We start from the raw sequence: 21,920 nt of genomic DNA on the forward strand, positions 1-21,920 counted from the left end.
CTAGTTGCGTTCGGGAAGTCGGGGCGCCCTCGATGTCGAGGCGCCCCGGCGATTGGCGGTGTTTCCTGCGTCACCGCCTACTGGATCACGACGTTGTCGCCCGCTCCGCCATCGAGGACGTCGAGGCCGAGGCCGCCGATCAGCACATCGTCGCCGTCGCCGCCGGTCAGCACGTCGTTGCCGTCGCGGCCGACGAGGACATCGTTGCCGTTGCCCCCGTTTGCGGTGAGCTGGATAGCCCCGGCCGCGAGGCCGGAGGCTTCGATCACGTCGTCGCCGTCGAGACCATTGATAACGATCCGGTCGTTCGCGGCCTCGAAGCCCGTGATGTTGATTGCGGCACCGAGACCCAGAATGGTCACTCCGTTGGCATCGCCGACAACCAGGATCACGTCGTCGCCGTTGGTGGCGTCGATACTGACCGTGTCGGCTCCGCTGAGCGCAGGGGATTCGGCGAGGTTGATGTTGATCTCGGTCACATCCGTGCCGCTGAGATCACCAATGCGGATCAGGTCGGCACCGCCGAGCGCGTTGAAGTCGATGCTCTCGACGTCGTTCAGGTCCATCGTCACGGCGGCGACGTTGCGGAAGAATGTGGTCCGTCCGCCATTGGCCGTGATGTCGATGATCTCATTCACGTTGGCACCGTTGAACAGCATCGTGTCGAAGCCCGCCTGGCCCTCGAGGGTGTCGTTGTCGTCGCCCGGGTTCCAGACGAAGGTGTCATCGCCGGCGCCCATCAACGCCAGGTCGTTGCCGTCGCCACCATTGAAGAGGTCGTCGCCCTCGCCGCCGAGCAGCACGTCGGCGCCAAGCCCGCCATTCATGGTGAGCTTGATGCCGTCGGCCTCGAGGCTCGTGGCGTCGATCACGTCGTCGCCGCCTTGCCCGTTGAGGACGAGCCGATCGTTGGCCGCCTCCGGGGAGAAGATGTTCACTCCAGCCTGCAGGCCGAACACGGTGACGCCTCCGGCATCGCCTGCCGCGCCGAACACATCGGCGCCCTGCGTCCCGTTGACGGTGATGGTATCGGCCGCGCCGTCGCCACCCCCGTTCGGTCCGCGAAGGTCGATGCCGATCTTCTTCACATCCGTGCCGCTCAGGTCGCCGACGACGATGTTGTCGACGCCGCCGAGTGCGCGGAAGTCGATGTTCTCGACGTCATTGAGGTCCATCGTCACATTGGCGACATCGCGAAGGAACAGGGCCCGTCCGCCGTTTGCCACGATGTTGATGTTCTCGGAGGCGTTCGAGCCGAAGAACCGCATCGTATCGTCGCCTTCCTGGCCCTCGATCGTGTCGTTGCCGTCGCCCGGGTCCCACTGGAAGACGTCGTCGCCGGCGCCCATGAGCGCAACATCGTTGCCGTTGTCGCCGAAGACGAAGTCGTTGCCGGCGCCGCCCAGGATCGTGTCCGCGCCCTGGCTCCCGCGAATGGTGTCGTCGCCGGCGCCGCCATCCAGCGTCAGCTTGATGACGCCGGCCGGCAGCGTCGTGGCCGTGATGGCGTCATCCCCGCCGAGGCCGTTGATGACCAGCGAATCGTTGGCGCCCTCCGAGTTCGAGATGTTCACCCGTGCGGCAAGGCCGACGACCGAGACCGAGGTCCCGCTTCCGACGACGTCGATGATGTCGTTGCCGTTCGTCGCATTGGTGGTGACAACGTCTGCCGCAGCGTCGCCCGACGTGCCGCCGACCGTGCCGGCGAGGTTCACATTCACCTCCACCACATCGGTTCCCGAAAGGTCGTTCACCGTCACGCTGTCCGTTCCGCCGAGTGCGTTGAGATCGATCCGCTCGACGTCGTCGAGATCCATGACGATGTTGCCGAGATTGCGCGTGAACAGAACCCGGCCGCCATTGGCCGAGGCGGCAAAGAGTTCGGAGCCGGCGCTGCCGTTGAACAGCATCGTGTCGGTTCCGTCCTCGCCTTCGACGATATCGCTGCCGTCGCCGGGGTCCCACTGGAACACATCGTTGCCGGCGCCCAGGCGGATGGTGTCGTTCCCTTGCTGTCCGTCGATGAAGTCGTTGCCGTCGCCGCCGAGCAAAAGGTCGTTGCCATTGCTGCCCAGGATCGTGTCGTCGCCCGCGCCGCCGTCGACGGTGACGTTGACGAGCGCCGCCAGATTGCCGGTGGCGCTAAATTTGTCGTTGCCGCCATTCATGTTGAGGACGAGGTTTTCGGTCGTGCCGATATCGATGGAGAACGGCGCAGGATCGAGCCGGTCGAAGCGCACCCGCGTGCCGTTCGCCGTCAGGCTGAAGGTCTCGCCACCGCCGCCGCCGTTTACCTCGGTGACGTCGGTGTTGCCGCCGCCCTCATTCAGGTCGGTGTCGTCGCCCGGGTTCCAGATCATGCGGTCATTGCCGCTCTCGCCGAACACCTGGTCGTCGTCGTTGCCGCCAGTGAGGGTGTCATCGTCGGCGCCGCCGAACAGGACGTCGGAGCCGCTCTTGCCGAGCAGAACGTCGTTGCCGCTCTGGCCAAACAGCATGTCGTTGCCCGAACCGCCGGTGATGATGTCGTTGCCTGCGCCGCCGAACAGATTGGCCCTGGGCAGCGCGCCATTCGATTCATCGAGGGTGATCGTGTCGTTGCCGTTCTGGCCGAACGCCTGGATCAGCACGGTGTTGGCGACGCTCGGCGTACCGCCGATTATGGCGACCGCCCCGCCATTGACCAGGATCTGGCCGGCGGCGTTGCGGCTGATGACGATATTGTTGTCGAGATTGTCCCCGAACACCGTCAGAACGCCGGTGGTGGGACTAAAAAAGGCAGTTACAGCCATTGCATGTCCTTCCTTGCTTGGCGCCAGGGCGCCTGTTCCCGGCGATAGGTCGCCACGACGCCGGACGAGCGAGATTTGCAACCGGTGGCGGCTTTGGAGGATGCCCGATGGGAGACGCTTGCTCGTCCGGCATCCTGAAAGACCTTAGCAGTGACGTGTATCGGGTGTTTTTCCGGCGCCGTTGAGAAGTGTTTCATTCGTTTCAGGTTAATCAGGGCAGTGTGCCGCGGTGTTACAAGCTGACTTCGACCAAGGCGGTGGGGCGCACTTGTTGCGGAATAGCAAGAGGTAATCCGCACAGCCGTCGGCCGGGCTTGATCCATGTCCAAATCTTCCCCTTGAGGCGTGGCTCCGACTGGTGCGGCAGAGCGAACGCCATGCCGTTCAAGCCGCGCCTACCGGCGTCGAGGACGGCTGCGGTGCTTCGGGCACGCCGTTGAGAATGAAAGGGTGGGCGGAAAGACGATAGCGCCGACTGTCCTGCTGCGCGTCGACACGGACGGATCGGTCCTACGATCGTGTCAAATCTCTAGCAGCGGTGCGTTCCATCGACAAATCTGCCCCTGCTGCGTGAGGCGTCGTGATGCGCTCGCGGAAGCTGCAGATCAATCATTTGGCGACGCAGGGGTGCGTGCCCCACGCCGCAACGGTCTATAGGCCGTTCGTATCTCCGTCCCAGAACTGATCGAGCCAGATGTTGAGGCGCAGGAAGCCTTCCGTGCTGATGGCGTAGACGCGGCGCGTGCCTTCCGGTCTGGCGCTGACCAGCCCTGCATCCAGCAGGACCTTGAGATGCTGGGAAACGGCGGGCCGCGACACCGGCAGGCCTGCTGCGAGTTCGTTCACCGTCTTGGGGCCGCGGCGCAGTTCTTCGAGAAGAAATCGCCGGTTCGGATCTGAGATGGCCACAAAAGCATCGTCGAGGATCATGCCTCCTTTTGCGGCAGCACTTCGGGAATATCAACTGCCCTCGTCGGCCTGGGTACGAGGATCGAGCCGCAATGCTTCCGGCGTCACGGCACGTTCTGCCGGCAAGGTCTTGAATGCTTCGCGTTCTTCGAGGGGGACGGGCGCCCGGCGACCTATGCGCAGCACCGCGTAGCCGGCGAGCGCGAAGTGGGCGAAGGCGGTGGCCAGGAACAGGCCTTCCGGCGACAGGAGCCCCATGAGACCGGCGCCCAGAAGCGGGCCGATCATCGTGCCGAAGCCGTAGAGCAGGAGCAGCCCGCCGGAGACCTTCACGAAATCGGCGGCATCGGCGTGATCGTTGGCATGGGCGACCGCGATCGAATAGAGCGTGTAGGCGAGCGCCCCATAGGCCGCGGTCATGACGATGACGAGCGAGCCGATGCGCGGCGCAGCCAGGAAGATGGAAACGCCGATGACGGCCGCGCCCAGTGCCGCGGCGGCAAGCACATAACGACGGTCCGTCCTGTCGGAGATGCGCCCGGCCGGCAGCTGGAGTGCGCCGCCGGCGACGACCACGAGGCTCATCATCAGGGCGATCTCCGCCGTCGAAAGGTCGATGCGCGCGCCATAGACCGCGCCGAGCGTGCCCCAGGCGCCGTTGGCGACGCCGACCAACAGGCAACCGACGAAGGCGACCGGCGAATTCGCGTAGAGGCCCTTGAGGTCGAGCGACACATCCTGCAGGGGCTTGGGATGGGCCTGGGTGGAGACGGCTGTCGGGATCAGCGAGCAGCAGAACAAGATGCCGGTCACCATGAACAGAGAGGCCGCGCCGACATCGCCGACCGCGACAATCATCTGGCCGGCCATGATCGAGGTATAGGTGACCATCATATAGAGGCCGAATACCCGGCCGCGGTTCTCGTTGGTGGCCTTTTCGTTCAGCCAGCTTTCGATCACCATGAAGGCGCCGGCCATGGTGAAGCCGGTGCAGGCGCGAAGCAGAATCCAGAAATACTCGTCGATCAGCAGCCCCGTGAGCAGCGCGATGATGGCCCCCGACGCGGCGAAAGCGCCGAAGGCCCTGACATGGCCGGCCCGGCGCACGAGCCGCGGCGCGAAAAAGCACCCGGCGACAAAACCGGCTGCCCAGGCCGTTCCCATCAGGCCCAGCGCGGCGGTCGAGAATCCTTCGAGCTGCCCGCGCAGCGGCAGCAAGAGCCCGTGAAGGCCGGTGGCGGCGAGCAGGAAGGCGGTGCCGCGCAGGAGCGAAATGATCGGGCGGTAGGCAACGAACATACGGCGATCCGGCAAGCGATTCGGGAACGGATGTTGCCTGACAATACAGGCTTTCAGGCTTTTCGGCGGCGCGCCGGCGGCATCGGCTTCAAGTTTCGCGTCGGAACAGCGCCTCCGCCGCCGCCTTCGTCGCACCCTTGCTCTTCAGTTCGGCTTCAAGCCGGGTTATCTCGGCCTTGAGCTGACCGATCCGCTCGGTGAGCTCGCCGACCGAAAGAAGCGACAGATCCTGGCCGATCTCATGGACACGCTGCTTTTTGACGGGTTCCTCGTCGAAGATCGCCATCTCGCTTCTCCGGTTTGATTGTTCCGCCCGTGACAATACATAGTCGGGAAACAATGACGCAAATATGCCGCCGACAGGCGAGACAGGGATGGTGAGAGGATGGCGCAAGCACAGAAAATTTCCGACAGGATGACGGCCATCGCCATTTCGGTGCCGGGCGGGCCGCGTGTCCTGAAGCCGGAGAAAAGGGACGTGCCGGAGCTCGGCCAGGGGGAGATCCTCATCCGGGTCCGCGCAGCCGGGGTGAACCGGCCGGATGTGCTGCAGCGCAAGGGCGCATATCCGCCGCCGGCGGGCGCGTCGGACCTGCCGGGCCTGGAAGTGTCGGGCGAGGTCGTCGCCCTTGGCGAAGGCGTGTCGCGCTGGCGTGTCGGCGACGAAGTCTGTGCCCTGACGCCGGGCGGCGGCTATGCCGAATATGCCAAGGTGCACGAGACCAACGCGCTGCCGCTGCCGGCGGGTTTCACCTTCACCGAGGCCGCCGCGCTTCCCGAGACGTTCTTCACCGTGTGGCACAACGTCTTCGAGCGCGGCGCGCTGACGAAGGGCGAGACCTTCCTCGTCCATGGCGGAAGCTCGGGCATCGGCACCACGGCGATCCAGCTCGCTTCGGCCTTCGGTGCCCATGTGCTGGCGACCGCCGGTTCCGACGAGAAATGCGCCGCCTGCCTGAAGCTCGGCGCCGACCGCGCGATCAACTATCGGAACGAGGATTTTGTCGCCGCGACCAAGGAGGCGACCGGCGGCCGCGGCGCCGATCTGATCCTCGACATGGTTGGCGGCGACTATGTCGCGCGTAACTATGATGCCGCGGCGGTCGACGGCCGCATCGTGCAGATCGCCACCCAGGGCGGGGCGATCGCCAGCGCCGATTTCGCCAAGCTGATGGTCAAGCGCCTCACCCATACCGGCTCGACGCTGCGGCCGCGCACGACCGAGTTCAAGGCAGGCGTAGCGGCAGCTCTTGAGGCGCAGGTCTGGCCCCTGCTCGCCAGCCGTCGCATCGCGCCCGTCATGGACATGATCTTCCCTCTGCGCGAGGCCTGGCGTGCCCATGAGCGCATGGAGGAAGGCGAGCATGTCGGAAAGATCGTGCTCGACGTTACTTGAGCGAATAGCGAGTAGCGAATAGCGAGTAGGGGGAAAGGCCGCAGGCTCCCTATTCCCTACTCGCTATTCGCTATTCGCTTTTGCTAAATCGTTGCGAATGAGGAGCGGAACCGCTATATGACTCCGTGATTTCCCCATTTTGGTGGCTTCCATCCACCGCTCGCGCCAGGGACGCGAGCGAACGAGAGGATTTTACTCCATGGCCAACACGCTTCTGATGCCCAAGGCGACCGCCGTCTGGCTCGTCGACAACACCGCGCTCTCCTTCGACCAGATCGCCCAATTCTGCACGCTGCATCCGCTGGAGGTGAAGGCGATCGCCGACGGCGAGTCCGCGCAGGGCATCAAGGGCATGGACCCGATCATGACCGGCCAGCTGACGCGCGACGAGATCGCCAAGGGCGAGAAGGACCCCAACTACCGGGTGAAGCTTTCCGAGCCCAAGGTTCGTGTGCCGGAATCGAAGCGGAAGGGTCCCCGCTACACGCCGCTGTCGAAGCGCCAGGACCGGCCGAACGCCATCCTGTGGCTGGTGCGCAACCATCCGGAGCTGAAGGACGCGCAGATCTCGCGCCTCGTCGGCACCACCAAGTCGACGATCGAGCAGATCCGCGAACGCCGCCACTGGAACTCGTCGAACCTCGTGCCGATGGATCCGGTGACGCTCGGCCTCTGCTCGCAGGTCGACCTCGACATCGAGGTCCAGCGCGCATCGCACGGCAAGCAGCCGGCCGCCCCGGTCGGCGATACGCTGCTGCCGGCCGCACTCACCGAACGCCTGGCACCGGAAGCCGAAAGGCACGACGACGAGGAGCGCGAACTCGACCCCAACGCGGTCTTCGCCAAGCTCTCCTCGCTCAAGGCGAAGCAGGACGAAGACGAGGAATAGGCCGCATAGCGCTTCTCCGCGGCTCTCCGATCGGCATCGTCGGCAAACCAGCCCCGCTCCGGAGGGGCTTCCTGCATCGGAACATCAGTGCCTGCAGCGTGTTGCGTGAAGACGGATTCACGCAACACACTGCAGGTCTTTGATTTGACGCATGTCTTTGTCCCGAAACCCGGTACCCGCTTTCGGGAGACATGCTTTGGTCAACGTCTGGCCTGCTGCGCGGCGGTGCCGATGCGCAGCATGCGCCAGCGCATCTCCGGCACTTCGGAGGCCTTGAAGCTGATTACGATCTGGCGTGAGCGCCGCGGCCCGGAGAGGCCGGCGAAGAAGATCGATTCCTCGATCGTGGGCTGGACGCCGTTCGCCATGAAGCGCCAGCTGTCCATGCCGGGCGCGGTCAGGATCAAGCGGCCCGACTCGTCACGCAACAGGCTGACATCGGGATGCAGGTGGAAGCGCAGCGTCACCACATCGCGGCCATTGTTGCGGGGCAGGACGCCCTTGGCGCCGAAGAAACGGTCGGCGCCGTCGAGCTGGTTGCCGTCCTGCGACAGAAGCATCTCGCGCTCGTGGTAGAGACCGAAGCGGCCGAGATAGCCGTCATGGCTGGCGACGAAACCCTGCTTGCCGTCCTGGTCGGTGCGTTCGCAAGGCACTTCCTTCGGGCCGCCGACAAGGGGCCGGCCGATGAGGTCGTTGACGCTGGACGAATGGGTGAAGCGCGCCGACGAGGTGTCGTTGAGGGTTGCCGTCGAATGCGCTGCAGTGGCCCTCGCCAGGGGCCGGAAGTCGTCGGCTCCGAACGTGTCGACCCCGCTGTTGACGACATAGAGCTGGCGCCCCGACGACATCTCGAAGGAGAGGCATCCGGCATGAGCGTCTTCCGACAGTTCGGCTGCCGGAGGCGCGCCGGTGTCGGCGATGACAGTGACGCCGCCGGTCGATAGCCGCTCATAGCCCGAATGCGGGGCGTGCAGTAGCGGCGCGCCGACCGTGTCGTCGTGGCGCAGGATCGCGGCGATGCGGTCGTGGATGGTCACCCCCATGCCGTTGAAACGGGCGAGGCTGCCGTCCTGGTGGCGGAAGAAACGCAGTGCCGGCAGCATGCGATCGATGGCGCCGAGCAATGCGGGAGGTGGCGACTCCGCCTGGTTGGCGTAGGTCTGGCGCAGCGGCAGCAGGTCGGCGAGCAGCTCCATCACCACCGAAGGGTTGCGCGAGACATGGCCGCCATCCGGCAGGATCTGCTGTTCCAACTCCTCCGACAGGTTGCGCGTGGCGTTGCGCAGTGCCGAGGCGGGAGCGGGCAGCGAGAGATTGGCGAATGCCAGGGCGATCCTGGCGCGCAGCCTTTCGCTCCCGTCGGGCATTTCGGGCGCCATGGAGCGCAGATAGCGGATCTGGATGGCGAGCGACTTCAGGAACGCCCGGTAGAAGGGGAATTCGGCGCCTTGCAGTACGACCGAGGAATGCTGCAACCAGGCGATGATGCGGCGCGCGGTGACGGCGGGATCCCAGGCGAGGCCGGCTATGCGGCCGCCATGGATGGCGATCCAGTCGGACACCAGCGCCCGCGCATTGGCCGAAGCCAGCTCGGTGCCCGCGGCGCGCATATGGCGCAGCCAGCGGAAGCCGTGCAGCGACTTCTGCCAGCCGCGATTGGCGACCTCGATCTGGAAGGGTGACTGGCCGCCGGTCTCGACCAGATGGCCGGATAAAGGGAAGCGTCCGTAGTAGATCTCTATGGCGATCTGCGGATCGGCCAGCCGCAGGTCCGGCGGAGCGATGAGCACGCGTTCGGGTGTGCGGCCGGTGAACCGCCAGCGATAGACCGGGCCGGCGCGCAGGCGCCGGCGCGTGCGGCGCCACAATTCGCGCGCCACAAGCCCCCACAGACGCGGTGAGCCGCCCGCCGCGTTCGCCAAGAAGATCCCTCCTGCTCCCGTCTCCGCCACCCCGGACAAGGCTTTCCGGAGCGACGGGCCAAGGGCCGCTCCTATTGGAGGATTTGCTGTTCCCATCTGTTTCGTCGACATCGGCGTTCGGGAACTCAAATCCAAAACAAAAATCAGAAACAACAAGTTACCTGGTCGGCGTCGTCGCCCTTCGGGGACTTGACGTGGAATCGGACGCGGCCAGTTTGGTTGATCAATGGTTTACCACGACGGTGAATATTTGGTTAGCGCCGCGGCTCAGCCCGTACGGCGCATGCGCGCGGCGAAGAAACCGTCCATGCCGGAAAGCGCCGATGTGCCGAGATTCATGTCGGCCGGCGTCGTCCGCAGAGCGCCCGCCGGCGTCACGAAGCCCTCGGCGCCGGCGATCTCGCCTGGCCGGATCGGGTCGTCCGAGATGCCGTGGCTTTCGGCCAGGAAGGCCGCATGCAGCTCTTCGCCTTCCGCCGGGTCGAGCGAGCAGTTCGAGAAGACGATGCGCCCGCCGGGCTTCACGAATTGCACGGCCCGGGCGAGCAACCGGCGCTGGACGCCGGCGAGCTTCCCGATGTCCTGCAGCGACTTCGTCCAGGGGACGTCGGGATGCCGTCGTACCGTTCCGGTCGAGGAGCAGGGTGCGTCGAGCAGGACCGCGTCGAACAGCCTCGGCGGGGTGAATGTCGCCAGATCGGCTTCGACGATGTCGGCCGAAAGGCGCAGTCTTTCGAGATTGGCGGCGAGGCGTCGCAGCCGGCTTTTCGACATGTCGACCGCCGTGACGCGCGCGCCGGCGAGGACGAGCTGCGCGGTCTTGCCGCCCGGTGCGGCGCAGAGGTCGGCGACCTCGAGGCCGGCAATGTCGCCCAGCAGCCTGGCGGGCAAGGCTGCTGCGGCGTCCTGGATCCACCATTCGCCCTCGGCGAAGCCGGGCAACTCGGTGACCGGCGCGGTCAGGCGCTCCACCCGCACCGAGCCTGTCCGCAGGACGATGCCGCCGAGGCGCTCCGCCCATTCGTCCGGATCCGACTTGACGGTGAAATCGATCGGCGCCTCGAGGCGATGGGCGGCGAGGATGGCGCGCGCCTTGTCCTCGCCATAGGCGTCGGCAAGCCGCCGGGAGAACCAGTCCGGCGCGTCGTCGTTCTTTGCGAGCTCGGCCGGCAGCGCCCGCTCCTTTACGCGCACCAGAGCGCGCAGCACTCCGTTGACCAGGCCGGAGAAACGTGTGGTCCGCGGGTCGGACTTGGCGTGGGTCACCGCAAGGTCGACCGCGGCGCTGTCGGGGACATCGAGGAACAGGACCTGGGCAGCGGCGACATGCAATATGTGCCCGAGCGCATGGGCATTGGCCGGCAATGGGCGCTCCAGGCGTCGTTCGATCAGTCGGCCGATGGTGACGCGGTGGCGCAGCGCCGTCACCAATATGGCGCGCACGAGCGACCGGTCACGCGGATCAAGCGCGCGATACTGCGGGTGGCCGTGCTCATGATCCGTGAGCCCGTCGAGCGGTGTTCCGGCGTCGACGACGGCCGCGAGCAGTTTTGCCGCTGCCTTGCGTGCCGGCAGCCCGGGCACGTTCTCGTCGGGTCTGTCGGTCTTTCCCCTTGGACGGCTGGGCTTGTCTGTCGCGAAACTCACGACCACGGGCCCTTCGGCCCGGATTTCGGTCCACTCGGGTTGCGGCCCCATGGCCCGGACGAACGTGGCTCAGCCGGCTTGGAAGCCCCCTCGCTCCAGGGTCCGGAACCGGGCTGAGGGCCCGGCTGGGCGCGTGGCGCTTCGGCCGGCCTCTCCCGGGCGCGGGGTGCCGCGTGTGGCTCCGACTGCGCGGGCGCATTGCTCGACCATGTGCGCTCCATCTCCTCCAGCGCGGCGATGCGGTTCTCCGTCGCGGGATGGGTGGAGAAGAGATTGTCCATGCGCTCACCCGAGAGCGGATTGATGATGAAGAGCGGAGCGGTTGCGGGGTTGCGCTCGGCATCGGGATTGTGGATCCGCTGGACATTGCGGGCGATCTTGTCGAGGGCCGAGGCCAGCCACAGCGGATGGTCGCAGATCTCCGCGCCGCGCCGGTCGGCCGAATATTCGCGCGTCCGGCTGATCGCCATCTGGACCACGGCGGCGGCCATCGGCGCCACGATCATGGCCACGAGCACGCCGACGAAGCCCAGGGGATTGTTGTTGTTCTCGCGATTGCCTCCGAAGAAGAGGGCGAAATTGCCGAGCATGGAGATCGCCCCGGCCAGTGTCGCGGTGATGGTCATGGTCAGCGTGTCGCGGTTCTGGATATGGGCGAGTTCATGCGCCATGACGCCCGCCACCTCCTCATAGGAGAGGCGCTGCAGAAGCCCTGTCGTGGCCGCGACGGCCGCATTCTGCGGATTGCGGCCCGTGGCGAAGGCGTTGGGCTGCGGGCTTTCGATGATATAGACCTTCGGCATCGGCAGGCCCGCGCGCTGGGCGAGCTCCCGCACGATGCCGTAGTATTCGGGCGCGCTGCGCTCGTCGACCTCGGCGGCATGGTGCATGCGCAGCACCATCTTGTCGGCGTTCCAGTAGCTGAACAGGTTCATCGCCGCAGCTATGAAGAAGGCGATGGTCATGCCGCCCGATCCGCCGATCAGGTAGCCGACGCCCATGAAGAGCGCGGTCATCAGGGCCAGCAGCATGGCCGTGCGCATGATGTTCATATTCGTTCCTCGAAAGGGGGTCGATCCGTCCTGCCGGGCTGTCTATATGATGGGACGGGAAAAGACACGTTTCAATGCTTTGCATAGCAAAGCCTGCGAGGGAAGCCAGCATGGGCGACGGTTCCAACAAGGCCGATGAAGAGGCGGAGCCCGTCCGCCGGAAGCTGTCTCCCGCGGCGCTCAGGGCTCTCGCCGAAGCCGAGGCGCGGCGCGACGAATACTATGAGCGCGAGGCCGCCATGCCCAAGGAGATCGGCGGCCGCGGCGGCCATGAGCCCGGCCGCTACGGCGACTGGGAAATCAAGGGCCTCACCAGCGACTTCTGAGACCCGGGCCCGGGCCGAAGGGGATGCTCCGCAGCCGCCGGCATCATTCTTCCGGCTTTGCAGCCGGGTAGGGTGTTCCAAGGAGCACGGCGAGACCGCCGGCCAGGAACAGGATGATCACCGCCATGCCGAGCCGCGGCGAGCCACTGGCCGCCGTGACTGTGGCGACCAGGAACGGCGCCAGGAAACTCGTCGCGCGGCCCGCCAGGGCATAGAGGCCGAAATAGCGGCCGGCCTCGTCGGCGGACACGCTGCGCGCCAGGTAGGAGCGCGACGACGCCTGGACCGGGCCGAAAGCCACCCCGATCAGCAGGCCGAAGGCGATATAGGCCTTCTCAGCAGGGGTGCCGAACAGACCGCCGGTGTCGGCGCCGGGCAGCGGCAGGAAGCCGAAGAGTGTGTAGCCCGGGCCGGTCGACACGATTCCCAGGGTGGCGAGCGACAGCAGGACCAGCGAGATCAGCACGACGGATTTGGAGCCGAGCCGGGTATCGAACCGGCTCGCCGCGAGGCATCCGGCGATCGCGACTATATTGAGGATGATGCCGTAGAGGCCGATCTCGGTTATCGACCAGCCGAACATCGCAGCCGCAAAAGCGCCGCCCAGCGCAAGCAGGGCATTGACGCCGTCCTGGTAGATCATGCGGGCGATCAGGAAGCGGAAGATGCCGGCGCGCCGCCGAGCTTCCAGAATGGTCTCCTTGAGCTCGGCGAGGCCGGCGCTCACGGCCTTGCCGATCGGCAGGCCCTTGCCGCTGTCGGGCGTGAAGAGGAACATCGGCAGGATGAAGATCAGATACCAGACCGCGGCCAATGGCCCGGTCGCGCGTGCATCCTCGCCTTTCAGCGGGTCGAGCCCGAAGAGCGGATCGACGCCGACGAGCGTCTGTCCTGTTTCGGGTGAGGCGGCGAGGAAGGCGATGACGAAGATCAGCGTGATCATGCCGCCGACATAACCCAGCCCCCAGGCGATGTTGGAAACCCGGCCGATCTCCTCCTTCGAGACCAGCCGCGGCATCATCGAATCGTTGAAGACGATCGAGAACTCCGCCGCGACGGAGGCGAGCGAGAAAAGCAACACGATCGGCACAAGCGGCGAGCCGGGTGCCGCCGTCCAAAGAAGCGACAGCGAGACGATCTTGATGACCGCGAAGAAGGCGATCCATGGCTTTCTCGGCCCGGTCTGGTCCGCGATCGATCCCAGCACAGGCGACAATATGGCGATCACGAAACCGGCCGCGGCGATGCCGTAGCCCCAGGCGGCCTGGCCATCGGCAGGATTGGCCGCCATGCGCGAGACGAAATAGGGGCCGAAGATGAAGGTGGTGACAACCGTGAAGAAGGGTTGCGCAGCCCAGTCGAACAGCATCCATCCCCAGATGCCGCGCCGCGGCGTCGAAATTCGTCGCGCCGAAACTTCCACCGATGCCATGCCCCCTCCTTGCCCCAAGCAGACCTGCATGGCTGAGCCCGGTCGAGTCCGACCGGGCTCAGCGTTGCCGCAGCTTACCGGAAAGCCGTTCTTCTGAAACCCGCCCTGCAGGGAAGAGCGCCAGTGGAACAGGCGTACCCTCTTTCACCCTCTTCCATTGCGGGCGCGACAGTCGCCGGCCTCACGAGCTCAAAGTCCGGCGAGATCGCTCATCAGCCCGGCGGCGACGGAGAGCCGCGACACGGTCAGCTCGCCGCCCTCGGTCAGCGCCTGCAGCCGTTCGCGCGTGCGCGCCACCCGTTCGCCGCCGGCCTCCAGCCAGGCCGCGACGGAATCGGCCGCCTGCCCGAAGGACGATAGCGCCGAAACGGCAATGCCGCGCCGCGCCGCGCCGATCATGTCATTGGCGCGGGAGAGCGCGAGGCCGTCATAATAGTCGGATGGCTGCAGCCCCCGGGCGGCATCCTCGATGCGGGCGATACGGAATGCGTCGCTCGCGGCGAAGAAGGCCTTCGCAGACACGACGAGGTCGGCGCCGCTGTTGCGCGACACCAGCGCGATATCAGGGAGCAGTTCCGCCACGGTCAATGCGGCCAGCTGCGCGGCGAGCGGCTCCGGGGCGCCGGCCTTGAAGAAGCCGTGCCGCCGCTCGTCCAGGCGTTCCCGCATGAAGGCCGGCAGGAGGCTGTCGAGCTTCGGCTCGAGCGCCTTGCGCGCGTCGCGCAGCTCGGCGATACGGGTCTCCATCGGCGTGTCGTCCCGGTCGTTCTTCAGGAGCCACGCCGTCGCCGCCACGATCAGGCGGCCGGCCGTGGCATAGAAGTCGAGCTGTGCCTGGCCGTCGATCTTGTTGTCCAGCGCATCGATGTCGCGGTAGACGCCGGCAAGGCCGAAGCCGTCGCGCACGATGGTGAAAGCGCGCACGACGTCGGCCGCGCTGCGGCCGGTCAGGTCCTGCAGCCGGTTGACGAAGGTCGGGCCACCGCGATTGACGAGGTCGTTGGCGACCACCCGCGCGATGACCTCGCGCCGCAGCCTGTGGCCGCGGATCTCCTCGGCATATTTCTTCGCCATGCGCTCAGGGAAATAGTCGAGCAGGTCTCTGTCGAAATGCGGATCGTCCGGAAGGCCGCTGTCGACGATGTCGGAGAACAGCACGATCTTGGCATAGGCCAGAAGCACCCCGATCTCGGCGCGCGTCAGCGGCTCGCCGCGCGCCTCGCGTTCGGCAAGCGCGGCCGGCGACGGCAGTTGCTCGACGGCCCGGTCGAGCAGCCCGCGCTGCTCAAGCGCCGTCATGAAGCGCGCCTGGTGGGGCAGCTCGGCCAGGCCGCGCCTCGAGACCAGGGAGATGGCGAGCGTCTGCTGGTAGTTGTTGGCCAGCACGAGATCGGCCACTTCGCCGGTCATCTCGGCGAGCAGCTTGTTGCGGGCCGGCCGGGTGAGGGCGCCCTTGCGCATCGCGCCCGCCAGCGCGATCTTGATATTGACCTCCACGTCGGAGGAGTTCACGCCGCCCGAATTGTCGATCGCGTCGGAATTGCACGCGCCGCCCTTCAGCCCGAATTCGATGCGGGCCCGCTGCGTGACGCCGAGATTGGCGCCTTCGCCGATGACCTTGGCCTGCAGCTCGGCCGCCGTGACGCGGATCGCGTCGTTGGCGCGGTCGCCGACATCGGCGTTGGTCTCGGACGTCGCCCTGACATAGGTGCCGATGCCGCCGAACCAGAGCAGGTCCACCGGCGCCTTCAATATGGCGCTCATGATCTCCGCCGGGGTGGCCGTCGTCCTGGCGAGGCCGATCGCGGCGGCCGCGTCGGGCGACAGGGCTATCGATTTCTGGGAGCGCGAGGCAACAAGACCCCCCGGCGACAGCTTGGCCTTGTCATAGTCCTGCCAGCTCGAGCGCGGCAGATCGAACATGCGCTTGCGCTCGGCGAAGGAGGCGGCGGCGTCGGGTGCGGGGTCGATGAAGATGTCGCGGTGGTCGAAGGCGGCGATCAGCTTCGTCTGTTCCGACAAGAGCATGCCGTTGCCGAAGACGTCGCCCGACATGTCGCCGACGCCGACGACCGTAAACGGTGTCGTCTGGATGTCGCGGTCCATCTCGCGGAAATGCCGCTTGACCGCTTCCCAGGCGCCGCGGGCAGTGATGCCCATTTTCTTGTGGTCGTAGCCGGCCGAGCCGCCGCTGGCGAAGGCGTCGTCGAGCCAGAAGCCGTGCCGCTCGCTGATGGCGTTGGCGGTGTCGGAGAAGGTGGCCGTGCCCTTGTCGGCGGCGACCACGAAATAGGGGTCCTCGCCGTCGCGGCGCTCTACCTTGTCCGGCGTCACCACTCGATCGCCCTCGAGATTGTCGGTGACCGACAGGAGGCTCGAGACGAAGTTGACATAGGCCTGCTTGCCGGCCTCGAAGATCGTGTCGCGGCTGCCGCCGGCCGGCAGGCGCTTCGGGAAGAAGCCGCCCTTGGCGCCGACCGGAACGATGACGGCGTTCTTGACCTGCTGCGCCTTCACCAGGCCGAGCACTTCCGTTCGGTAGTCCTGGGCCCTGTCCGACCAACGCAACCCGCCGCGAGCCACCGGGCCGAAGCGCAGATGCACGCCTTCCACCTCGGGACCATAGACGAAGATCTCGCGCCACGGGCGCGGCTCCGGCAGGCCGGTGATCGCCTTGGAATCGAGCTTGATCGCCAGGGAGACGCCATCGGACGACATGACCGAAGCAAAGTAGTTGGTCCGCAGGGAGGATTCGATAAGGTTCAGGAAACGGCGGATGATGGTGTCGTCGTCGATACTGGGCACCGCTTCCAGTTCGTCGCGGATCTTGGCCTTGAGATGCCTGGCCGTCACCTCGCCGTCCTCGGCGGCCGGGTCGAAACGGGCGACGAAGAGCTGGTAGAGGCCGCGCGCCAATTCGGGATAGCGGTTGAGCGCCGTAGCGATGAAGTCCTGGCTCTGCGGGATGCCGGCCTGCTGGAGGTAGCGGCCATAGGCGCGCAGGACTGCGATCTCGGCGGCCCTCAGGCCGGCGGTCTGCGCCAGCGCATTGTAGCCGTCATTGTCGTTGAGGCCGCGCCAGACCGACAGGAACACTTCCTCGAACAACGCGCCGCCGTCGGCGAGATCGATGGGGCGGCCGAAGGCGTTCTCCAGTTCCATGTCGTGGACGAAGACGGTGTCGTGATCGGCGTCGCCGACCTCGAAGGTGCGCTCGCTGATCACGCGGAAGCCGATATTCTCCAGGAGCGGAACGCGCCGCGACAGGGCCACCGGCGCGCCGAAATGATAGATCTTCAGCGAGGCCTGTTCCGGTTTCTCCGCGGCATGCCGGTAGTAGTCGATGGCGATCGGGTTGTCCGGCCCGACCTCGGCGATGCGGCCGGCGTCGACCAGCGCCTCGGCTGGTGTGAAGGAGCCGCGATAGCTTTCCGGGAACCGCCTGGCGATTTCGGCAAGCTCCGTCCCGGCGCCCGACTCGGCTGCGGCCTCGCGCAGCCCGTCCTCCCAGGTGCGTACGATGTCGCGAATGCCGGCTTCCAGCGTCGTTTGCTCGACCTTCGGCGTCTTGCCGCCGGAGCGGCCGATGATGAAATGGACGCGTGCCAGCCCACCCTCCGGAAAGGCCGGGTAGTAGGCGGAGAGGCGGCCGTCGAACTTGTCCTTCAGGTAGGCGCCGACCCTTTCGCGCACGACCGAATCGTAGCGGTCGCGCGGGACGAAGACGAGCACCGAGACGAAGCGGTCGAACTGGTCGACACGGACGAGCGCGCGCACGCGCGGCCGCTCGCCCAGCGCCAGGATCGCCATGGCATGCTTGCGCAGCTTGGGCACCGCGACCTGGAACAGCTCGTCGCGCGGATAGGATTCCAGCACATTGATGAGGGCCTTGCCGGAATGGTCGTTCGGATCGAAGCCGGAACGGGCGACGACCGCCTGCGCCTTGGAACGCAGATAGGGGATCTTCATCACCGAGCGCGTGTAGGCCGTGGAGGTGAAGAGGCCGACGATGCGCAGTTCACCGGAAAGCTTGCCCTTCTTGTCGTAGGTCTTGACGCCGACATAGTCGAGATAGGCCCGGCGATGGACGACCGACTTGGCGTTGGCCTTGGTGACGATCAGCGGGTCGGGCCCGTGCAGGAACACGCGGATCTCGGGCGTCGTCGTGACCGCCTCGGTTCCGCGTCTCAGCACCAGCACGTCGGGGTCGGCGAGGATGCCGAGGCCGGGTTCGTCGGCGCGCTCCAGGGTTCCGCTCTTCTCGCCGCCCGAATATCTGAACTCGCGCATGCCGAGGAAGGTGAAATTGTCGTCTCGCAACCATTCGAGGAAGGCGATCGCCTCGCCGACATCGTCCTTGTCGAGCGGCACGGGCGCATAGCGGAATTCCGAGATGGCCTGGTCGAGGCGCGCCAGCATCGGCTTCCAGTCGGTGACCGCGGCGCGGACCTGGTCGAGGATCTTATGCAGCCTTTCGCGCAAGCCGGCCGCGTGCTGATCGGAGATCTGCCCGACATGGACATGGATGACGCTGACACGGTCCGGATCGCCCTTGGCATGGGCGGCGTCGCCGAGGATGTCGGTGATCCCGTCGCGGCCGCGCTTCACGGCAAGCACGGGGTGGACGACGAACATGGCCTCGCCGGCGCTGTCCGTCACTTCGCCCAGGATCGAATCGAACAGGAAAGGCATGTTGTCGTTGACGACGGTGATGACTGTCACCGGCCGGTCCTGGCGCTCCACCTCCCGGCCGTTGTCGACGGCGACGACACTGGAGCCCTTGCGATGCCTGGCGACCGCCTGCCAGGCGAGCGCGGCAGCCTTATCGAGGTCGGCCGGCGCATAGGCCGCCACATCCTCGGCCGCTGCGCGGTCGAGCAGATATTCGGCCAGCTTCCCGGCCGCTCCCCCACGCTTGTCGGAGGCGGACGCCCCCTTGACCACAGCCTTGGATTTCTGGCTGGCAACCATGGCGTCTCTGTCCCTCTCGCCGCATGCTTTTGGACTATCGTAGCAGATGATGCCGGTTTTACGACCCATCGCGGTGAAAATGCGGAACCTCGATGAAGTGCAGATGACGGGGCAAGACCCGCGATGCGCAAATAAGAAGGGCGGCACGAGGCCGCCCTTTTTATTTGCCTGTCTGCCCTGCTTATTCGCGGTTGCCCAGGAATTGCAGCAGGAAGGTGAACAGGTTGATGAAGTCGAGATAGAGCGTCAGCGCGCCCATGATGGCCTTGCGGCCGGCGACCAGAACGTCGTCGCCCTCGAAGTACATCTCCTTGATCTTCTGCGTGTCGTAGGCGGTGAGGCCGGCGAAGACCAGCACGCCGATCGCCGAGATGGCGAACTGCAGGGCCGACGACTGCAGGAAGATGTTGACCAGCATCGCTATGATCAGGCCGAACACGCCCATGATCAGGAACGAGCCCATCGCGGTGAGGTCACGACGCGTCGTGTAGCCGTAGAGCGAGAGCGCGCCGAAGGCGGCGGCGGTCACGAAGAAGGTCTGAGTGATGCTCTGCGCCGTGAAGACCAGGAAAATGGACGACAGCGAGAGGCCCACGAGCGCGGCGTAGACCCAGAACGCCGTCTGCGCGGCCGCTACGCTCATCGTCTGGACCCTGAAGGCCAGGAAGAAGACGGCGGCGAGCGGGGCCAGCATGACGACCCAACGCAGCGGCGAACCGTAGATGGCGGCGCCGAAGGCAGTCAGCATCTTGCCGTTGCCGAGCGTGGCGACAGCCGAAGCCGGATCATTGGTCGTGGCCAGCATGATCGTGCCGAGGGCGGCGACGCCGGTGATGACAAGGCCAAGCGCCATAAGGTTGTAGACCTTGAGCATATAGGCGCGCAGGCCTTCGTCGATGGCAGCGTCGGCGCGGCTGCCGGCCGCGACGCGTGCCTGATAGTTACGAAGGTCAGCCATGGATTTCCTCTGTTGCTACTGTCCCGTCGGGTGTCGGACCTACGATCGCCCAGGCGCCGCTGGCGGGACTCCAGCATGCCTCAGCGAAATATGATGCGTCTTCCGGGCAAGGACAAGACCCGTTACGGCCCGCAAACGTCCGTTACCCGACAATAGCCTAACTTTTTCATACGTCCAGACGGGTGTGCACTCGCGAGTCTATCCGTTGCGCCCCGGGGGGTGATACCTCCGGGCAGACATGGGCCACGCAGCCGCGTGCTCCACCGGTCGATCCTGTCACCTGTGGTACAAGGCCTCGGCGGCCGATGCGGGCCTATCGTCCGAGACCCGTCAGGAAGGCCGTCAGATTGTCCGAGAGCGCGTCGCAGAGGTAACCGCCCTCCTGGACGACGACCGTCGGCAGCCCGAGGCCACCGATCGCCTCGGCGATACGGCCGAAGCCCGGCGTCGTCACCGAAAGGCCGCCGAAAGGATCGCCTTCGAAGGCGTCGAGGCCGAGCGCCACGACCAGCGCCTCCGGGGCGAAAGCGCGGATGCGGCGGAGGGCCGTGTCGAGCGCGGCCAGGAAGTCGCCGTCGCCAGATTTTCGTGGCAGCGGAAGATTGAGGTTATAGCCGAGCCCCGGCCCCTCGCCGCGCTCGTCCGCATGACCCCAGAAGAAAGGGTAGAAACGTATGGGGTCGGCATGGATGGAGACGGTCAGCACATCGGGCCGGGCATAGAAGATGCCCTGCGTCCCGTTGCCGTGATGCAGGTCGACATCGAGGATGGCCACGCGCGCGGCCTCGCCGCGCAGCCGCTGTGCGGCGACCGCGGAATTGTTGACGAAGCAGAAGCCGCCGGCGACGTCGGCGAAGGCGTGATGGCCGGGCGGGCGGCTGAGCGCATAGGCGGCCGCTTCGCCGGCCAGCACGGCGTCGGCCGCGCCGACCGCGCTCCAGGCGCTCCAGCAGACGCTTTCCCAGGTCTCGGCCGAGATCGGGCAGGCCGTGTCCGCCATGTGGTAGCCTGCCTGGCCGACAGCCGAAGCCGGATAGCTGCCGCCGCGCGCGATCGGATGGATGTTTGGGATGACTTCGTCCGAGGCCCCCGGAATGCGCTGCCAGCGCTGATAGATGTGCTGGAGGAAGTCGAGATATTCCGGCGTATGGACGGCCGCGATCGGCCCAAGCCCGTGGTCGCGCGGTCGCACTATCCGGCAACCGGCCGCGCGGGCGCCGGCAAGCAGCCGTTCCACCCGCTCCGGCTGCTCGGGGTTGGGCTGCGGCGCTCCGCTCGACAGGAATGCCTTGGGGTCGTGACGTTTCTGCTCGGCGGCGTAGAAGGCTTTCATCGCGGCTCCTCGATCTCGATCTGGACTCGCAGGTCGTCCTTAAAAGGCCACCCGATCCCCACCCTTCAGCGCCAGCAGGTCGCGCGCTTCCGCCGGTGTAGCGACCTCAAGCGACAACGCCTCGAGCACGGTCCTGATGCGACGTACCTGATCGGCATTGGATCGGGCAAGCTGGCCACGTCCGTCGTAGAGGCTGTCCTCGAGTCCGACCCGTACATTGCCGCCCATGGCCGCGGCCATGGTGATCATCGGCATCTGGTGCCGTCCCGCGGCGAGCACGGAGAAGCTGTAGGAATCGCCGAACAGCTTGTCGGCGATGCGCTTCATATGGGCAAGGTTCTCCGGATCGGCGCCGATGCCGCCGAGTACGCCAAAGACGAACTGGATGAAGAGAGGTCCCGACACCAGGCCCCGGTCGCGGAAATGCGCGAGCGAGTAGAGATGGCCGACGTCGTAGCACTCGAACTCGAACCGGGTCCCGCAGCCTCGGCCGAGGCGGTCGAGGATGTGCTCCATGTCGGCAAAGGTGTTCCTGAAGATGGAACTGCGTGTTGCCTCCAGGAGTTGCGGCTCCCAGTCGTGCTGCCAGGCGACCGGCTTGTCGAGCGCCGGAAACAGGGCGAAATTCATCGAGCCCATGTTGAGCGAGCACATTTCCGGCTCGGCCCGCAGCGCGGCGGCGAGCCTGTCGTCGAGCGACATTAGAGAGGAGCCGCCGGTTGAGATGTTGATCACCGCGTCCGTCGCCTGCTTGATGCGCGGCAGGAAGCGCATGAACACGTCAGGGTCGGCGGAGGGGCGCCCGTCTTGCGGGTCGCGCGCATGGAGGTGCAGGATGGAGGCGCCGGCCTCGGCCGCGGCGATCGCCTCGGCGGCAATCTGGTCGGGCGTCACGGGCAGATAGGGCGACATGGTCGGCGTATGTACCGAGCCGGTCACGGCGCAGGTGACGACAACCTTGCCGCGGGTGGTTTTTGTGGCTGCCATCTTG

The 21,920-nt window shown here is 66.2% G+C and carries 15 protein-coding genes; 3 read left to right on the forward strand and 12 right to left on the reverse strand.

The genetic code is table 11. The features are described 5' to 3' along the window. Nucleotides 1–77 precede the first annotated feature (77 nt). The 4 genes from JN280_RS09450 to JN280_RS09465 form a co-directional block, all read right to left on the reverse strand. Nucleotides 78–2,792, reverse strand: a complete 2,715-nt coding sequence (locus tag JN280_RS09450) for a beta strand repeat-containing protein (protein WP_202311704.1) — start codon at nt 2,790–2,792, stop codon at nt 78–80. Nucleotides 2,793–3,443: 651 nt separating this feature from the next. Next, the gene (locus JN280_RS09455; RefSeq protein ID WP_202311705.1) at nt 3,444–3,722 is read right to left on the reverse strand and encodes an ArsR/SmtB family transcription factor; all 279 of its coding nucleotides are present in this window, start codon (nt 3,720–3,722) and stop codon (nt 3,444–3,446) included. Between the two features lie 30 nt (nt 3,723–3,752). After that, nucleotides 3,753–5,000 (reverse strand): MFS transporter, encoded by a 1,248-nt coding sequence (locus JN280_RS09460; RefSeq protein WP_202311706.1) that lies wholly within the window; start codon nt 4,998–5,000, stop codon nt 3,753–3,755. An 88-nt stretch (nt 5,001–5,088) separates the two neighbouring features. Further along, the gene (locus JN280_RS09465; RefSeq protein WP_202311707.1) at nt 5,089–5,286 is read right to left on the reverse strand and encodes a DUF1192 domain-containing protein; all 198 of its coding nucleotides are present in this window, start codon (nt 5,284–5,286) and stop codon (nt 5,089–5,091) included. 99 nt (nt 5,287–5,385) lie between these two features. On the opposite strand from JN280_RS09465, the gene JN280_RS09470 reads away from it, so the two are divergent. Beyond that, entirely contained in the window at nt 5,386–6,396 is a 1,011-nt protein-coding gene (locus JN280_RS09470; protein WP_202311708.1) for an NAD(P)H-quinone oxidoreductase, read from the forward strand. A gap of 199 nt (nt 6,397–6,595) precedes the next feature. Next, nucleotides 6,596–7,285 (forward strand): DUF1013 domain-containing protein, encoded by a 690-nt coding sequence (locus tag JN280_RS09475; protein WP_202311709.1) that lies wholly within the window; start codon nt 6,596–6,598, stop codon nt 7,283–7,285. A 200-nt stretch (nt 7,286–7,485) separates the two neighbouring features. Here the strand turns inward: JN280_RS09475 and JN280_RS09480 are convergent, their stop codons facing one another. The 3 genes from JN280_RS09480 to htpX all read right to left on the reverse strand — a co-directional run bounded on the left by JN280_RS09480 (nt 7,486) and on the right by htpX (nt 11,909). Then, complete coding sequence (locus JN280_RS09480) at nt 7,486–9,210, reverse strand: heparinase II/III family protein (RefSeq protein ID WP_244743148.1); 1,725 nt, start codon at nt 9,208–9,210, stop codon at nt 7,486–7,488. 267 nt (nt 9,211–9,477) lie between these two features. Then, nucleotides 9,478–10,908, reverse strand: a complete 1,431-nt coding sequence (locus JN280_RS09485) for an RsmB/NOP family class I SAM-dependent RNA methyltransferase (RefSeq protein WP_202311711.1) — start codon at nt 10,906–10,908, stop codon at nt 9,478–9,480. Beyond that, nucleotides 10,854–11,909, reverse strand: coding sequence for a zinc metalloprotease HtpX (gene htpX / locus JN280_RS09490; protein WP_202311712.1), 1,056 nt, complete (start codon nt 11,907–11,909; stop codon nt 10,854–10,856). The genes JN280_RS09485 and htpX overlap by 55 nt, the downstream gene beginning before the upstream one ends. A gap of 110 nt (nt 11,910–12,019) precedes the next feature. Between htpX and JN280_RS09495 the strand changes: the two genes are divergently transcribed. Then, nucleotides 12,020–12,235 carry a DUF1674 domain-containing protein gene (locus tag JN280_RS09495; protein ID WP_202311713.1) on the forward strand — a complete coding sequence of 72 codons (216 nt, stop codon included), beginning with the start codon at nt 12,020–12,022 and terminating at the stop codon, nt 12,233–12,235. A gap of 43 nt (nt 12,236–12,278) precedes the next feature. Here the strand turns inward: JN280_RS09495 and JN280_RS09500 are convergent, their stop codons facing one another. The 5 genes from JN280_RS09500 to JN280_RS09520 form a co-directional block, all read right to left on the reverse strand. After that, the gene (locus JN280_RS09500) at nt 12,279–13,667 is read right to left on the reverse strand and encodes an MFS transporter (protein ID WP_244743152.1); all 1,389 of its coding nucleotides are present in this window, start codon (nt 13,665–13,667) and stop codon (nt 12,279–12,281) included. A gap of 189 nt (nt 13,668–13,856) precedes the next feature. Beyond that, a complete protein-coding gene (locus JN280_RS09505; protein ID WP_202311716.1) occupies nt 13,857–18,638 on the reverse strand; it encodes an NAD-glutamate dehydrogenase in 4,782 nt (1,593 codons plus the stop codon). A 181-nt stretch (nt 18,639–18,819) separates the two neighbouring features. Then, nucleotides 18,820–19,596, reverse strand: a complete 777-nt coding sequence (locus tag JN280_RS09510) for a Bax inhibitor-1/YccA family protein (RefSeq protein ID WP_202311718.1) — start codon at nt 19,594–19,596, stop codon at nt 18,820–18,822. A 313-nt stretch (nt 19,597–19,909) separates the two neighbouring features. Beyond that, a complete protein-coding gene (locus JN280_RS09515) occupies nt 19,910–20,929 on the reverse strand; it encodes a histone deacetylase family protein (protein WP_202311720.1) in 1,020 nt (339 codons plus the stop codon). Nucleotides 20,930–20,968: 39 nt separating this feature from the next. Next, the gene (locus JN280_RS09520) at nt 20,969–21,916 is read right to left on the reverse strand and encodes a 3-keto-5-aminohexanoate cleavage protein (RefSeq protein ID WP_202311722.1); all 948 of its coding nucleotides are present in this window, start codon (nt 21,914–21,916) and stop codon (nt 20,969–20,971) included. Between the last annotated feature and the right edge of the window lie 4 nt (nt 21,917–21,920).

This window comes from Mesorhizobium sp. L-8-10 (genome assembly GCF_016756635.1).
Classification (GTDB): domain Bacteria; phylum Pseudomonadota; class Alphaproteobacteria; order Rhizobiales; family Rhizobiaceae.

Bases quoted from the DNA above. Each gene is read 5' to 3' on its own strand.
- JN280_RS09515 (WP_202311720.1), bottom strand. From the start codon at position 20,929: ATGAAAGCCTTCTACGCCGCCGAGCAGAAACGTCACGACCCCAAGGCA.
- JN280_RS09485 (WP_202311711.1), bottom strand. From the start codon at position 10,908: ATGGGGCCGCAACCCGAGTGGACCGAAATCCGGGCCGAAGGGCCCGTG.
- JN280_RS09505 (WP_202311716.1), bottom strand. From the start codon at position 18,638: ATGGTTGCCAGCCAGAAATCCAAGGCTGTGGTCAAGGGGGCGTCCGCC.
- JN280_RS09465 (WP_202311707.1), bottom strand. From the start codon at position 5,286: ATGGCGATCTTCGACGAGGAACCCGTCAAAAAGCAGCGTGTCCATGAG.
- JN280_RS09510 (WP_202311718.1), bottom strand. From the start codon at position 19,596: ATGGCTGACCTTCGTAACTATCAGGCACGCGTCGCGGCCGGCAGCCGC.
- JN280_RS09450 (WP_202311704.1), bottom strand. From the start codon at position 2,792: ATGGCTGTAACTGCCTTTTTTAGTCCCACCACCGGCGTTCTGACGGTG.
- JN280_RS09470 (WP_202311708.1), top strand. From the start codon at position 5,386: ATGGCGCAAGCACAGAAAATTTCCGACAGGATGACGGCCATCGCCATT.
- JN280_RS09455 (WP_202311705.1), bottom strand. From the start codon at position 3,722: ATGATCCTCGACGATGCTTTTGTGGCCATCTCAGATCCGAACCGGCGA.
- JN280_RS09460 (WP_202311706.1), bottom strand. From the start codon at position 5,000: ATGTTCGTTGCCTACCGCCCGATCATTTCGCTCCTGCGCGGCACCGCC.
- JN280_RS09475 (WP_202311709.1), top strand. From the start codon at position 6,596: ATGGCCAACACGCTTCTGATGCCCAAGGCGACCGCCGTCTGGCTCGTC.
- JN280_RS09520 (WP_202311722.1), bottom strand. From the start codon at position 21,916: ATGGCAGCCACAAAAACCACCCGCGGCAAGGTTGTCGTCACCTGCGCC.
- JN280_RS09500 (WP_244743152.1), bottom strand. From the start codon at position 13,667: ATGGCATCGGTGGAAGTTTCGGCGCGACGAATTTCGACGCCGCGGCGC.
- JN280_RS09495 (WP_202311713.1), top strand. From the start codon at position 12,020: ATGGGCGACGGTTCCAACAAGGCCGATGAAGAGGCGGAGCCCGTCCGC.
- htpX (WP_202311712.1), bottom strand. From the start codon at position 11,909: ATGAACATCATGCGCACGGCCATGCTGCTGGCCCTGATGACCGCGCTC.